The sequence below is a fragment of the Mycobacterium sp. NGS17 genome (assembly GCF_059813205.1).
Genome location: NZ_JCALED010000003.1, coordinates 436,141 through 448,796, shown reverse-complemented (window position 1 = coordinate 448,796; position 12,656 = coordinate 436,141). Strand labels below are relative to the sequence as shown.

Annotated in this window: 13 protein-coding genes; 9 read left to right on the top strand and 4 right to left on the bottom strand. The window is 66.2% G+C overall.

The features are described from left to right. Nucleotides 1-47: 47 nt before the first annotated feature. Together AC5Y7E_RS10015 and AC5Y7E_RS10010 are read right to left on the bottom strand one after the other, a co-directional pair. Complete coding sequence (locus AC5Y7E_RS10015) at nucleotides 48-1,163, bottom strand: Rv3169 family protein (protein WP_499948763.1); 1,116 nt, start codon at nucleotides 1,161-1,163, stop codon at nucleotides 48-50. After that, entirely contained in the window at nucleotides 1,163-2,299 is a 1,137-nt protein-coding gene (locus AC5Y7E_RS10010) for a phosphotransferase family protein (RefSeq protein ID WP_499948762.1), read from the bottom strand. The genes AC5Y7E_RS10015 and AC5Y7E_RS10010 overlap by 1 nt, the downstream gene beginning before the upstream one ends. A 46-nt stretch (nucleotides 2,300-2,345) precedes the next feature. Here AC5Y7E_RS10010 and AC5Y7E_RS10005 point away from each other — a divergent pair, with 46 nt between their 5' ends. The 4 genes from AC5Y7E_RS10005 (at nucleotide 2,346) to AC5Y7E_RS09990 (ending at nucleotide 7,377) form a co-directional block, all read left to right on the top strand. After that, a complete protein-coding gene (locus tag AC5Y7E_RS10005) occupies nucleotides 2,346-2,948 on the top strand; it encodes a TetR/AcrR family transcriptional regulator (RefSeq protein ID WP_499921936.1) in 603 nt (200 codons plus the stop codon). Beyond that, nucleotides 2,945-3,832 carry an SDR family NAD(P)-dependent oxidoreductase gene (locus AC5Y7E_RS10000; RefSeq protein WP_499948761.1) on the top strand — a complete coding sequence of 296 codons (888 nt, stop codon included), beginning with the start codon at nucleotides 2,945-2,947 and terminating at the stop codon, nucleotides 3,830-3,832. The genes AC5Y7E_RS10005 and AC5Y7E_RS10000 overlap by 4 nt, the downstream gene beginning before the upstream one ends. 154 nt (nucleotides 3,833-3,986) lie before the next feature. After that, nucleotides 3,987-6,158 (top strand): acyltransferase family protein, encoded by a 2,172-nt coding sequence (locus AC5Y7E_RS09995; RefSeq protein ID WP_499948758.1) that lies wholly within the window; start codon nucleotides 3,987-3,989, stop codon nucleotides 6,156-6,158. Between the two features lie 235 nt (nucleotides 6,159-6,393). Further along, nucleotides 6,394-7,377, top strand: a complete 984-nt coding sequence (locus AC5Y7E_RS09990; RefSeq protein WP_499948757.1) for an FkbM family methyltransferase — start codon at nucleotides 6,394-6,396, stop codon at nucleotides 7,375-7,377. Here AC5Y7E_RS09990 and AC5Y7E_RS09985 read toward each other — a convergent pair. Continuing rightward, nucleotides 7,351-7,527, bottom strand: coding sequence for a hypothetical protein (locus AC5Y7E_RS09985; RefSeq protein WP_499948755.1), 177 nt, complete (start codon nucleotides 7,525-7,527; stop codon nucleotides 7,351-7,353). The genes AC5Y7E_RS09990 and AC5Y7E_RS09985 overlap by 27 nt on opposite strands. 91 nt (nucleotides 7,528-7,618) lie before the next feature. On the opposite strand from AC5Y7E_RS09985, the gene AC5Y7E_RS09980 reads away from it, so the two are divergent. From AC5Y7E_RS09980 to AC5Y7E_RS09960, 5 genes are all read left to right on the top strand, one after another. Then, a complete protein-coding gene (locus AC5Y7E_RS09980) occupies nucleotides 7,619-8,563 on the top strand; it encodes a DUF4129 domain-containing protein (RefSeq protein ID WP_499948753.1) in 945 nt (314 codons plus the stop codon). Next, nucleotides 8,560-9,042 carry a hypothetical protein gene (locus AC5Y7E_RS09975; protein WP_499921945.1) on the top strand — a complete coding sequence of 161 codons (483 nt, stop codon included), beginning with the start codon at nucleotides 8,560-8,562 and terminating at the stop codon, nucleotides 9,040-9,042. Before AC5Y7E_RS09980 ends, AC5Y7E_RS09975 begins: the two co-directional genes overlap by 4 nt. Before the next feature lie 19 nt (nucleotides 9,043-9,061). Beyond that, nucleotides 9,062-10,042, top strand: coding sequence for an AAA family ATPase (locus AC5Y7E_RS09970; RefSeq protein WP_499921947.1), 981 nt, complete (start codon nucleotides 9,062-9,064; stop codon nucleotides 10,040-10,042). Further along, a complete protein-coding gene (locus tag AC5Y7E_RS09965) occupies nucleotides 10,039-11,298 on the top strand; it encodes a DUF58 domain-containing protein (RefSeq protein WP_499948751.1) in 1,260 nt (419 codons plus the stop codon). Before AC5Y7E_RS09970 ends, AC5Y7E_RS09965 begins: the two co-directional genes overlap by 4 nt. Nucleotides 11,299-11,359: 61 nt before the next feature. Continuing rightward, nucleotides 11,360-11,752: a hypothetical protein gene (locus AC5Y7E_RS09960; protein ID WP_499948844.1), complete on the top strand. Its 393-nt coding sequence runs from the start codon at nucleotides 11,360-11,362 to the stop codon at nucleotides 11,750-11,752. Nucleotides 11,753-11,800: 48 nt separating this feature from the next. On the opposite strand, the gene AC5Y7E_RS09955 is transcribed toward AC5Y7E_RS09960, so the two are convergent. Beyond that, on the bottom strand, nucleotides 11,801-12,631 hold the full coding sequence (locus tag AC5Y7E_RS09955) for a class I SAM-dependent methyltransferase (RefSeq protein WP_499921951.1): 831 nt from the start codon (nucleotides 12,629-12,631) through the stop codon (nucleotides 11,801-11,803). Between the last annotated feature and the right edge of the window lie 25 nt (nucleotides 12,632-12,656).

Genomic DNA, 12,656 nt, shown 5'->3' with positions numbered 1-12,656 from the left:
TGCAAGCTGTCGGAGCGTCTCCCGGCCTCGCCGCGGCCACCCTGCGGCTATGGCGCGACCGTCAGCCAATCTTTGAATCCAGAGGGATCGTGCCGGCCCAGCGCACCGTGTTCGTAGAGGCCCCAGCCCTCGACCGGCTCGCGGTCCCCGTCACGGCAGACCGCGCGGCCGACGTGGTCGATCACGCCGAAGCCCGCTCGCCCGATGATGGCCGGATCGGTCATGTCGTAGGTCAGGCGCTCGGCAAACTTCTCGCCCTTCCACATGCCGTGTGTCCAGTCGGAGTCACCGCCATAACCGCCGCCGACGTGAATGGGCACCGGCAGTTTGGACTCGATGTCGAAGTGCACCGGGGTGCCGTCTGGGGTGGTGGCGTCGACGGTCGCGCCGGTCGGGACACGGGTGCCGGAGCGGTAGTGGATCTTGACCCGCGGCCAGCCCAGCTGCTCGACGCGGCCGTCGCGCCAGATCCGGGTGCAGTCGTTGAGCGAGCGGAACCCGTTGGGCTCCTCCTGGATGATCAGCACGATCGCGAAATCGTCGAAAGCCATTGGTACGTACAGCCACCACATGCCCTCGAAGGGCGGATCCGCGGGACGGCCCGCGGGCTCGGCCTCGCCGATCGGACGGATGCCCCAGGACCGATCGCGGCTGCCCAGCCACGTCTTGGGATCGACGGCGATTTCCTCACCGTCGACGATGATGTGTCCGCTCCAGCTGCCCAACTGTGCAAAACGTTGCGCGTCCAGCGTGACTCGGTTGCCCGATCGCAGGATGTGCGGCTGCTCCTGAACGACGTCGAAAAGCCCCTTCCAGGTGAGATCGGCTGCGATGCCTTCGGTTTCGTCGAGGACGATCCGTAGCTGGTGTAGCGGCTCGATGACGTCGACGCGGTAGCCGTTGACGCGTTGGTTGAGCCGGTCTTGGTCGATGGCGTCGGAAACGTGTACGGCGGTCTGGGTGTCGCCGCGCCTGATGAGCAGGAACGCATCCTTGACCCCGAGGTTGGGGTAGTAGCCGATGCCGCTGATCACGAAGATGTCTCCGGTGCGGTCGTGGGCGTTGAAGTAGGAGCGGTCGTAGAAGTTGCGGTCCGAGGAGCCCGGCCACGCTATCGGCTGGGGAATCTGATGTACCGGGAACTCGTCGAGCGGTCCGAGCATTACTGGTCCTCTCCGATCAAGCGCCGCATCAATCCGGCGTGGTAGAACAGCGATTCGACATCGCCGGGCTTCTCGGTCTCGCCGAAGTGCACCCGCCGAGCGCCGGTGCGCATGAACACGCAGGCCCACATCACGCCCGAGTACACGTAAAACCAGTGCAAGTCGCCGACTTCGACGCCGGCCAGCCGCGCGTAGGTGGCGCGCACGTCCTCCTCGCGCATCACCTCCGGCAACCCCGGCAGCGTTGCCAGGCCGGCGAGTTCTTGAAAAACCATGTGTGCGAATATCATCCACGCCACATCGAGCTCACGCGGTCCCAGTGTCACCATTTCCCAGTCCAGCACCGCGACCGGCCGGAAGTCGCTGTACAGCACGTTGCCCACCCGGGCGTCGCCCCACAGCAGCACGGGCTCGGTGGCCGCCGCCTCGGCCGGCCAATTGGCTTCCAGCCAGTCGAAGGTCCGCTCGAGCAGCGGTGATCGCCCGATGTCGGGTACCGCGAAGTCGTACCAGGACCGCACCCAGTTGAAGTGCTTGCGCAGGGCGGTGTCGCCGGATTGCCCCTCGGTGAGGAAGCCAAACGTGCTCTGCGCGTTCGGGATCGAATGCAGCGTGGCCAGTACGCCGACGGTGGCGTCCTGCAGTTCACGCTGCCGCTCGGCGGGCGCATCGGCGAACCAGTTGCCGCCGAACGTATACGGCATGACGTCGGGCGGCACCTCGCCCTCGACGTAATCCATCACGAAGAACGGTGTGCCGAGGATTTCGCCGGTGTTCTCCAGCCAGCGCACCCGGGGCACGGGCACGTCGGTCAGCTCGCCTACTTTCCGGATGACGTCGAATTGGTGGTCGAGCCGATAGGTGGGGAAGACCTGCACGTCCTCGGCCGTCGGCGCCACCCGCGCCACCAGCTTCTGTTCGGTCGGTCGCCCGTCCTGCTGCCAGCGCGTCGTCAGGATGATCGTCTCCGAGGACATGCCCGTCGAGTCCACGCCGCTCTCTACGATCACCTCGGGATTCGCGTCGCCCGGCAGTACGGTGGAAAGCCAGCGTGACAGCACCGTCGGCAACGTCGTGACGTCGCGGCTGGAGCGCTGGAGCCGGTCGATGTTGTCGACCGCCGGTTCTGTTGCCATAAGGTGCCTCCTTCGTTGAGGCAATTACGATACGGTAGGTAGCGTTATGAAAGCAGACCCGTCCGGCCTTGACAAGGCCTCCGGCGCCGGCCGCCCGCGCGATCCGCGTATCGACTCGGCGATCCTATCGGCGACCGCCGAACTGCTGGTCAAAACGGGCTATTCCAACATCAGTCTGGCGGCGGTCGCCGAGCGCGCCGGCACCACGAAATCCGCGCTGTACCGGCGCTGGTCGAGCAAGGCTGAGTTGGTGCACGAGGCGGCCTTCCCGACGGCCCCGACCGCGCTGGAGTCGCCGGCCGGGGATATCGCCGCCGACATGCGGATGATGATCGAGGCCACGCGCGACGTGTTCACCACCCCGGTGGTGCGCGCCGCGCTGCCCGGTCTGGTCGCCGACATGACCGCCGACCCCGCGCTCAACGCGCGGGTGATGTCGCGATTCGTGGACCTGTTCACCGCGGTGCGGGTGCGGCTGCGCGAGGCGGTCGACCGGGGCGAAGCCCATCCCGATGTGGATCCGGACCGACTGATCGAGTTGATCGGGGGTGCGACGATGCTGCGGATGCTGCTGCGCCCGGAAGAAGAACTCGACGACGCGTGGGTGGAGCAAACCACGGCGATCGTCGTGCACGGGGTGCGGCGATGACGGGACGGCTGGCGGGCCGCGCCGCGATCGTCACCGGCGGTAGCCGCGGCCTGGGCCGGGCGATCGCGCTGGCCCTGGCGGCCGACGGCGCCGCGGTGGCGGTCGCCGGGCGGACCGAAGAGGTGTGGGACGAACGGCTACCGGGGACCATCGGTGACACGGTCGCCGACATCGAGGCGGCCGGCGGGCGTGCGGTGCCGATTCGGGCGGATCTGACCGACCGCGATCAGGTCGCCGGGCTGGTGGAATCGGCGCGACAGGCGTTGGGCCCCATCGGGATTCTGATCAACAACGCGGCCTTCACCGCCCCCGGGCGGCCACCCGCAAGCAGCGACCAGCCGCGCGACAAGGCCACCAAAGCGGGTGCTCACGCCAAAGCGGGTGCCGCCGTCAAACCCGGCTGGCCCGGGTTCGTCAGCACGCCACTGCATGCGTACCGCAGGCATTTCGACATCGCGGTGTTCGCGGCTTACGAGCTGATGCAGCTGGTGTGCCCCGACATGATCGAGGCGGGGGGCGGCTCGATCATCAACATCACCTCGGTCGCGTCGCGGTTGCCCGGAAACGGCCCGTACGCCGACCGCAGCGGCGGGGTGCTGCCCGGATACGGCGGATCGAAGGCCGCGCTCGAGCACCTCACCCAGTGCGCGGCCTTCGATCTCGCCGGCCACAACATCGCGGTCAATGCCCTATCGCCCTCCAAACCGATTCTCACGCCAGGGCTTTCGTACTATGCCCGCAACTTCGATGAGACCGCGTCGCAGGACGAATTCGCCCGCGCGGCGGTCGAATTGGCCCTGGTCGATCCCGCCAGGGTCACCGGGCGCACCATCGGTCACCACCAGGTGCTCGACGGCAGCTTTCGTCCCTTCGCGACGGACTAGGCGGGCAGCTGGACCTCGACGTGGGCTTGTTGCCACGTAAGCGCGTTCGTGAGCCGCCGGTGCGCGCGTCCGGAATGCCCTGCAAAACGGTCCACTCGGCGTGGCGAAATGTAACAATGCCCCTACTCGAAGGACGCATCCTCTTACGAAGTTGGTGACCTTGGGCCAGAGCCACGTTAGTTCCGTCGAAGGGCTTCAGGGACAGCGCTCGGCACCGGCAAGTTTTCGGTCAGACATCGAGGGCTTGCGCGCGGTCGCGGTGTTGGGCGTTGTCCTTTTTCACGCTGACGTGCCCGGTGTCGGTGGTGGGTACGTCGGCGTCGACGTGTTCTTCGTGATCTCCGGCTTTCTGATCACGGGGCTGCTGTGGCGCGAGGTGAGCACCGTCGGCACCGTGCGGCTGCGCCGTTTCTACGGGGCGCGTGCCCGCCGACTGCTCCCCGCGTCTGCCACGGTCGGCGTCATCACGGTGATCGTCTCGGCGATCGTGTTACCTCCGTTGCAGGCCCGTACCGTTTTTGGGGATGGCATCGCCAGCGCGCTGTATGTCGGGAACTACTGGTTCACTCTGCAAGCCGTTGACTACTTCACCGCTGTCTTGCCCTCGCCGTTCCTGCATTACTGGTCCTTGGGCGTAGAAGAGCAGTTCTATTTGGTGTGGCCGCCCATGATCATCGGTACGGCATGGCTCATCCGGCGCGTGCGACGCCGCAGCAAGGCTGAGGCCCCCTCGTCGCAACGCCCGTATCTGGCGGTCCTTGCGGTGGTCGCGGTCGTGTCGTTCGCGCTGTCGCTGGCGGCCACTTACGTGGTGCCTTCCTTTGCGTTCTTTTCGCTGCCCACCCGTGCATGGCAGTTGGCCGCAGGCGGTCTGGTGGCTTTGACGGCGGGCCACTGGCGCCGGCTTCCGGCGACGCTTGCCGCGATTGCGGGATGGGCAGGGCTGGCGATCATCTTGCTGACCTGCACCCTGCTGAGGACGACCACGCCCTATCCGGGGACTGCTGCCCTTTGGCCGGTGCTGGGCGCGGCGCTGGTGATCGGCGCCGGCTGTGCCGCGCCCTCCTATGGATGCGGGCGCGTCCTGGCATTGTCGCCGATGCGGGCGATCGGCAGGGTGTCGTATTCGTGGTACCTGTGGCACTGGCCGGTGCTGGTGCTCGCGGCGCCGTTGCTGGGCCACTCACTGGGCTTGGTCGGCAGGTTGGCGGCGGTATTCGTCTCCGGCGGGCTGGCAGTGCTGACACTGCATCTCATCGAGAACCCGTTTCGATTCGCCGCCGCCATACGCCGCTCTCCGCTTCGTAGTCTCGCGCTGGGCGCCGGCGCCACCGCGCTAGCGGTCTGTGTGGGCGTGGCGCTGCTGGTATGGATGCCACTTCCGGTCGGCCGGGGTGCACCAGCTCCGGCGCCGACCATCAACGCATCGCCCCCTCCAACGGGGCGCAACATCGACGCTTACAACGCGGCGGTGCAGCGCGCGTTCGCCCAAGTGCAGACCGCGCTCGCGGCATCCGCGGACCTGAAAGCCGTACCGTCGAATCTGACCCCGGCGCTTGCAGATGCGGAAAACCAACTCAGAGCCATGACCCTCGACAGCTGCATGCGCGATTTTTTCCAAGTCGACCAACCCGAATGCGCGACCGGCGATACCACCTCCACCACCACGGTGGCCCTGGTCGGCGACTCACATGCCATGATGTGGAATCCCGCATTCCGACAGCTGGGCACCCAGCGGCGCTGGCGCCTGGAGATGCTGATGAAGGCGGGCTGCCCGTTGATGGACATACCGATCGGAAACACGCGCAGTTTGCACTGCGACCAGTGGCGCGATCGGATCATCGCCCGCCTGCGTGCGGAGCGGCCGCGACTGGTCGTGGTGAGCATGTGGCGGGGGTATGAATCCAGCTTCGGTTGGGTGCCCGATTTCAGGACATATGACTCGGCGTGGATGGGCAGCTTGACCCGCCTCGTGCAGCAGCTGCGCGGCATCGGTACCCAAGTCTTGGTGCTCGGGCCGATCCCGGATCCCCATGTGGTGGTTCCCGTCTGCCTGTCCGGGCATCTCGATGACGCGACAGCCTGCTCGCCGCCACGATCGCGGGCGGTGAACGAGTCCGGCATCGCGGGTGAGTCGGCCGCCACCAAAGCCGCGGGCGGACAGTACGCCGACGTGACCGATCTGTTCTGCACCGCTGACCGCTGTCCCGTCATCGTCGGCAACGCCCTCGTGTACGCGGACTGGAATCACCTGACCGGCGATTATTCCCGGCTATTGGCTCCGGCGATCGGGGCGCTGGCCGACCGCGCGCTCGCCGAGAGCTGATTTGCACATCACTCATCGTCTCTATCTTTTGCAGGGCAAGCACTTTCGTGACTAGGCAGACGAGAAGCGTCAGCCAGGAGGTATCGATCGGTCTTTCGTCAGGTCACCCTTGAGGGTGGGCTCAAGGGCCAGACGCATGTGTCGTTCGTTCGCCGGCACATGCCGGTAATCGCGATTTTCCCTCCGCAAGTGGCGATTTCATATGCATCGACGTATCGGAGGCTAGGCTGTGCAAATGATCGAGGCGCGGATGTTGGCGCTATGGCGGAAATACATACAATCTCTCCGGACCGATAAGGAACACGTCGGTGTTGCCGAGCGCCTCATGCGGGGATTGCCGGTAGTAGTGCCGTACTACGTAGTAGCTTTGGTGCTCTTGATCCGCGCCACATTGTTGCGGCCGCTGACCGTCGATCACACCACCGAAGACGGCATCCATTTTCGATGCCGTCTGCCAGACGGTGTCCAGACGTTCGTGTACTTATTCGGAACGTGGGAACCCGACCTCACGGCATTCCTGCGGCGCCGATTGCGGCCCGGCGACACCTTCATCGACGTCGGTGCGAACGTCGGGTACAAGAGCGCGATGGCCAGCAGACTAGTCGGTCCGCGCGGCGTCGTTGTGGCCATAGAACCGGCTCCCATCGCGAACACCGCACTACGGCAAACGATTGCGATGAACGATCTCGCCAACATACGCCTGGTCAGTGCCGCCGTCTCGGATCGCGACGAGGAACTTCCGCTGTTCGTCGGACCCAGCTTCCTGTCTCTGGGCCGCTCCACGACGGTCCCCCGAGCGGCTCAAGGTCACCCTCTACTCCGTGAACACGGCCGCGTGCGTGCCGCACCGCTCGGATCACTGGTGACTCGCGAGGAACTGGCCACCACGCGCCTGATCAAAATTGATGTGGAGAGCGCCGAAGACCGCGTGCTCACCGGCATGCTGACATCCCTCGATCAACTCGCATCGGAGGCGGAAATCTTTGTCGAGGTCGAGGCAAAATGCTGGAGCGATCCGCGGCTGCGACCCATCGATGTGCTGCGGCCCTACCTCGAGCGCGGTTACCACGTCTACCTGATGCCGGCCAACTACTGGCCGTGGCGCTACCTGTGGTCAAAGGATGTTCGCGCCCCGAAGCGGCTTCGCGACCTCGCGCGATTGGAGCGCCGCGACAGATTTGACATCGTGCTGTCACGCATTGACGCCGACGAGCTGTGACTTGGTGTCGGTGCACGCGGCGATTCGCGGTGCCACCCACGGCGGCAACAGGGCGGCGTCGATCGTCTCGACGGGGATAGGCAAGATCCGACCGGCGGACCGGCGACGAACCAGGACGAATCGCCAATAGTCGAGGACGCGAGCGCCCACCGCTTCTTTCCTGGCGTCATGCTCGTCTGACGTGCAAGTATGAGGAAAGCCAGTGCGCAAAAACCGATCGAGTGGCGTGCCAATGCCTGGTATGGACAAGCCGACAGGGCGAGTCGTTGCCCTGATCGTTCTGCTGTTCGTGGTCGCCGCCGCCCTGCGCGGCTACCTTCCGGCTCGGCACGATGCGGCGCGCAGCGAGTCGGGCGGCCGGGCGGCGCTGGCCTTCGTGGTAGCGATTCTCGCCGTGACGCTTGCGTTGATCGCGGTCGCCGTGGTCGCGCGCTTGCGGGACCCCCGTACTTCCGCGCCGAGTGCTGGCCAGCTGTCCGACATGCTGGGCACCGGCAGGGGACGACCCAGCTGGCGCGTGCTGTTGATCGGACTCGCCGTGATCGTGGCATGGCTGGGGGTCGTGATACTGCTGACCCGGTATCTGCCCCACGGCGTCGCGCCCGGCCCGTCACCGCGCGACAGCGGCGCAGCGCCGTCGACACAGCCTCCCGCACAGCCACCGTCGCAGCAGCATCCGAGCCGTCCGCGCGACGCATCGCAGAACATGCTGGGAATCCTGCTCGCCTGCACCGTCGCCATGTTGGGGATGTTCGTCGCCGGGACGGTCGCGTCGGCGCGGCGGCGCTGGCGTCCGGCGGTTCCGGGCATCGCCGACGAGCCGGCGGAACCCCCGCCGCCCCCGGCACGTTCGGAGTCGCTGGCGCGAGCGGCCGAGCGTGGATTGGCCGAGATGACCGACCTGAGCCGAGAGCCGCGTGAGGCGATCATCGCCTGCTACGCCGCGATGGAACGTGAACTCGCGCAGGTTCCCGGCGCAGTGCCCCAGGAATTCGATACTCCGACCGAGGTGTTGGCCCGCGCGGTGGAGCACCACGCTTTGCACGCCGACAACGCCGTCCAATTGGTGAACCTGTTCGCTGAAGCGCGGTTCAGCCCCCATGTGATGAACGAGGGCCACCGCGACGTTGCGGTGCGCGTCCTTCAATTGGTCCTCGACGAGCTGGGCTCGCGGAGCGTTGCATGAAAAAGATTATCTCCCTGGGCATTTGCCTGATCATCGGCATAGAACTGTTGGCACTGTCCCAGCATGATCGACGATGGGTGTTGGCGGCCTCCGGTCTAGGGCTGGCTCTGGTGCTGCTGAGCCTGCGTCGTGCGCTGGCACGTGGATTCGATGCCGACGCGGAGCCGGACGTTGACGATCTCGGGGATTCGTTGCGCCGCTGGCTGTCCAACACCGAGACGACGATTCGGTGGTCGGAGTCCACCCGGGCCGATTGGGACCGGCATCTGCGCCCAATGCTCGCGCGCCGCTACGAGATGACGACCGGCCAAAGGCAGTCCAAGGATCCTGTTTCCTTCCACGCGACCGGCCGGATCCTCTTCGGTCCGGAACTGTGGGAGTGGGTCAATCCCAACAACGTCATTCGCAGCGGTGACCGCCAACCCGGCCCGGGCCGTGCGGCGCTGCAGGAGATTTTGCAAAAGCTGGAGCAGGTATGACAGGAGGCGCGATCCCAACATGACGCTGCCGGCCGCAACCACGACCGCCCACTGCGAGGCGATTCTCGACGAAATAGAACGCGTGGTGGTGGGGAAGCGGTCCGCGCTGCGGCTCATCCTCACCACGGTCCTCGCGCGCGGCCACATCCTCATCGAAGACCTGCCCGGCCTGGGCAAGACGCTGATCGCGAGATCGTTTGCCGCCGCGCTGGGGTTGCAATTCACCCGGGTGCAGTTCACCCCAGACCTATTGCCGGCGGACCTGCTCGGCTCGACGATCTACGACATGCAGTCCGGCCGCTTCGCGTTCCGGCCCGGCCCCATCTTCACCAACTTGCTTCTGGCCGACGAGATCAATCGCACACCGCCCAAAACCCAGGCGGCGCTGCTGGAGGCGATGGCCGAAGGCCAGGTCAGCATCGACGGCGAAACACACCAACTGCCAGAGCCTTTCATCGTGCTGGCCACCGACAACCCGATCGAGTACGAGGGCACATACCCACTACCCGAGGCGCAACTCGACCGGTTCGCGATCCGGCTGGAACTGCGGTATCTCAACGAGCGAGACGAGACCTCGATGCTGCGCCGCCGCCTCGAACGCGGTTCGGCGGAACCGACGGTCAACCAAGTCGTGGACGCACACGACCTGCTGGCCATGCGTGAATCGGTCGAGCAGGTGACCGTGCACGAAGACGTCCTGCATTATGTGGTGTCGCTGGCCAATGCGACGCGACACCATCCGCAGGTTGCGGTGGGTGCCAGTCCGCGCGCCGAACTCGATCTCGTGCAACTCGCCCGCGCCCGCGCGCTGCTGCTCGGCCGCGACTACGTCATCCCCGAGGACGTGAAGGCGCTCGCGATTGCGGCGGTCTCGCACCGGATCACCCTGCGCCCCGAGATGTGGGTACGAAAGATCCAGGGCGCCGACGTGATCGGGGAGTTGCTGCACCGCCTACCCGTGCCGCGAACCGGTGCCGGCGGCGGAGAGAACCCGGCATGATATCCAGCGTGGCAGTCGAGTTCCGCTGGCGCGCATCAGAATTGACACGGGCGATCGCGACCTGCGCGGGGTTTGCGATGGCCGCCGCCGTGATCGGCGCCCGCTGGCAGCTGCTCGCCTTCGCGGCACCGCTGCTCGGCGTGTTGTGCTCGATCAGCTGGCAGCGGCCGGTCCCGACGATCCTGGTGCATGGCGAGCCCGACGCCCAGCGTTGCTTCGAAAACGAGCAGGCGCACATCAGGGTGTGGGCAACCGAAGAAGACGGGACTTCTGCGGTACAGGTCACGGTCCCCGACATCGCGGGCATGGAGCTTGGAATCGCCGAATCCGATGCGGCTCAGGAGAAAACCGTCACGGCGACCGCGCGGCGCTGGGGCCGGTATCCGATCGGGGTTCGCATCGACGTCGTTGCGCGCGGTGGGCTGCTCACCGGGACGGCCACCGTCGGGGCCGCCGAGGTCATCGTGTTTCCCTTGACGCCGCCACAGCAGACGCCCATTCCGCAGACGGAGCTGCTCGACCGGTTGGGTGCCCACCTGACCCGCCATGTCGGTCCGGGAGTGGAGTACGCCGACATTCGCCTGTATGTGCCCGGCGACCAACTGCGCGCGGTCAATTGGCCGGTGAGCGCGCGTCGTGGCCAATTGCACGTGACACAGCGATTGACGGACCGCGCCGCCGATGTGGTGGTCTTGATCGATGGGTACCGGCAGCCCGCGGGTCCGGCGACCGAGGCCACCGAACGCGTCGTGCGCGGAGCGGCGCAGGTGGTGCAAACCGCGTTGCGCCACGGTGATCGCGCCGGCATCGTCGCCCTCGGGGGTAACCGCCCGCGCTGGCTCGGCGCCGACATCGGGCAGCGTCAGTTCTATCGGGTGCTCGACACCGTCCTGAACGCCGGCGACCGGTTCGAACACACCACGGGCACATTGGCGCCGCGCGCGGCGGTTCCCGCGGGGGCGATCGTCATCGCGTTCTCCACCCTGCTCGACACCGAATTCGCCTTGGCCTTGATCGATCTGCGTAAGCGCGGCCATGTCGTGCTGGCCGTCGACATTCTCGATCGTTCGCCGTTCGAAGACGAACAGGATCCCCTGGTGGATCAAATGTGGGCGCTGCAGCGCTCCGCCATGTACCGGGACATGGCCACGATCGGGGTGGACATCGTGTCGTGGCCGGGCGATAGCGGTCTGGAGCAGTCCATGGGCGTGCTGCCGGATCGCCGCCGGCGAGTGCGGGGGAGGCTTCGTGGATAACGGAACGAGCGCGCTGACGCGGGTGGGAGCGCCCGCGTTCGCGACGGGCTTCGGTCTGCTCATGGTGGGCCTGGCCGCCGACGGTTGGCATGGCGCGGCGGTGTCCGCCTGGGTGGCGGCGCTGATCGCGGTCGCGGTCGGCATTGTATTTCGCCCCGCCGCAACGGTTGCCGTGCTGCTCGCGGCGGTCACCGCAATGCTGTCCAACCCGCCGGTGATATTCGTCGCGCTGTCCGGTTTGTCCGGCGCCGCCTACCTGGTATGCCGCCATGCGGCCGGCGCGTCCGCCCCGGTGGTGCTGGACAGCTGGCCGACGGCGGCCGGCGCCGTGGGGTTTACGTTCGCCGGGCTGGTCGCGATGTCGTTTCCCTTGCAGCTGCCGTGGTTGCCGCTGGTGGCCCCGCTGGGGGCGTTGGTGATCTACCTGTTGGCCATCCGGCCGTTCATGAGCTGACCGGTGATGCCGGACGCAACGGAGGGGCACCAGAGCACTCCGACGATACTAAAAGCTGAACCTCAGGATGCGCGCAGACCGTGCGGTCGACTTGCTCCACCCCGCCATCCGTGTCGAGATTCGCAACCACGTCGGAAATAGGTCCACCTCGGGCACACTCGTCAGGCTGGTCTCCTCGACGAGCTTGAGTTTGGGGTTCCAGCGTTCCGGCGTGTGGGGGTCGTTGTAACCCTCGAACGCACGGAGCTGGTTTACCTTCTTGAACATCTGCTGCGGGAACAACTTTGAGATCCACACGCCAATCACCATGCGTCCGTAGTCGTTGAACGTCAGTTGTCCGGCGGGGAAGTGGTCGGTGATCGCGCGCATCACCGCGATGATCTGCTCCTTGTTGAGGAAGGGGAACAATCCGTCGGCGACGACGATCGCGGGGCGGTTCGCCGGAATCCCCGATATCCACTCAGGGTCGGTCACGGAGATTCCGATGGTGTGTTCGTGAGGTCCCGGTGGCATCACTTTGTCGCGCAGGGCGGCCAGCCCGGGCAGCTCGACGCTGTACCAGTCGATGGTGTCCGGTGGATCGACACGGGCGTACCCGTCGTCTAGCCCCGCGCCCAGATCGACCACCACGGCGTCGGCGTACTGGGCGATGAACGCGCGCACTCGGTCGTCGAGAAGTTTTGCGCGCAGGGATGTTTGACAAACCACGGGCGTCACGAGCCCCAGGCCGTCGAAGTCGTAGTCGATCTTTGTCACAGCATCGGCGGCACCTGGGTCGGGCAGGATGGGGCGTGCCCATCCGTTGTTGATCGCGCGTGCCTTCAAAGTCAAAAATGCGGTCTCTTCCTCCGCGGTGATGGCGCTGGTGTCAATGCCCATAGCCGTGCCTCCTTGAACTTCGATC

What these genes read in the sequence shown, in the direction of transcription:
- AC5Y7E_RS10015 (WP_499948763.1), bottom strand. Translation starts at nt 1,163, where the DNA reads ATGCTCGGACCGCTCGACGAGTTCCCGGTACATCAGATTCCCCAGCCG.
- AC5Y7E_RS10010 (WP_499948762.1), bottom strand. Translation starts at nt 2,299, where the DNA reads ATGGCAACAGAACCGGCGGTCGACAACATCGACCGGCTCCAGCGCTCC.
- AC5Y7E_RS10005 (WP_499921936.1), top strand. Translation starts at nt 2,346, where the DNA reads ATGAAAGCAGACCCGTCCGGCCTTGACAAGGCCTCCGGCGCCGGCCGC.
- AC5Y7E_RS10000 (WP_499948761.1), top strand. Translation starts at nt 2,945, where the DNA reads ATGACGGGACGGCTGGCGGGCCGCGCCGCGATCGTCACCGGCGGTAGC.
- AC5Y7E_RS09990 (WP_499948757.1), top strand. Translation starts at nt 6,394, where the DNA reads ATGATCGAGGCGCGGATGTTGGCGCTATGGCGGAAATACATACAATCT.
- AC5Y7E_RS09980 (WP_499948753.1), top strand. Translation starts at nt 7,619, where the DNA reads ATGGACAAGCCGACAGGGCGAGTCGTTGCCCTGATCGTTCTGCTGTTC.
- AC5Y7E_RS09975 (WP_499921945.1), top strand. Translation starts at nt 8,560, where the DNA reads ATGAAAAAGATTATCTCCCTGGGCATTTGCCTGATCATCGGCATAGAA.
- AC5Y7E_RS09970 (WP_499921947.1), top strand. Translation starts at nt 9,062, where the DNA reads ATGACGCTGCCGGCCGCAACCACGACCGCCCACTGCGAGGCGATTCTC.
- AC5Y7E_RS09965 (WP_499948751.1), top strand. Translation starts at nt 10,039, where the DNA reads ATGATATCCAGCGTGGCAGTCGAGTTCCGCTGGCGCGCATCAGAATTG.
- AC5Y7E_RS09960 (WP_499948844.1), top strand. Translation starts at nt 11,360, where the DNA reads ATGGTGGGCCTGGCCGCCGACGGTTGGCATGGCGCGGCGGTGTCCGCC.
- AC5Y7E_RS09955 (WP_499921951.1), bottom strand. Translation starts at nt 12,631, where the DNA reads ATGGGCATTGACACCAGCGCCATCACCGCGGAGGAAGAGACCGCATTT.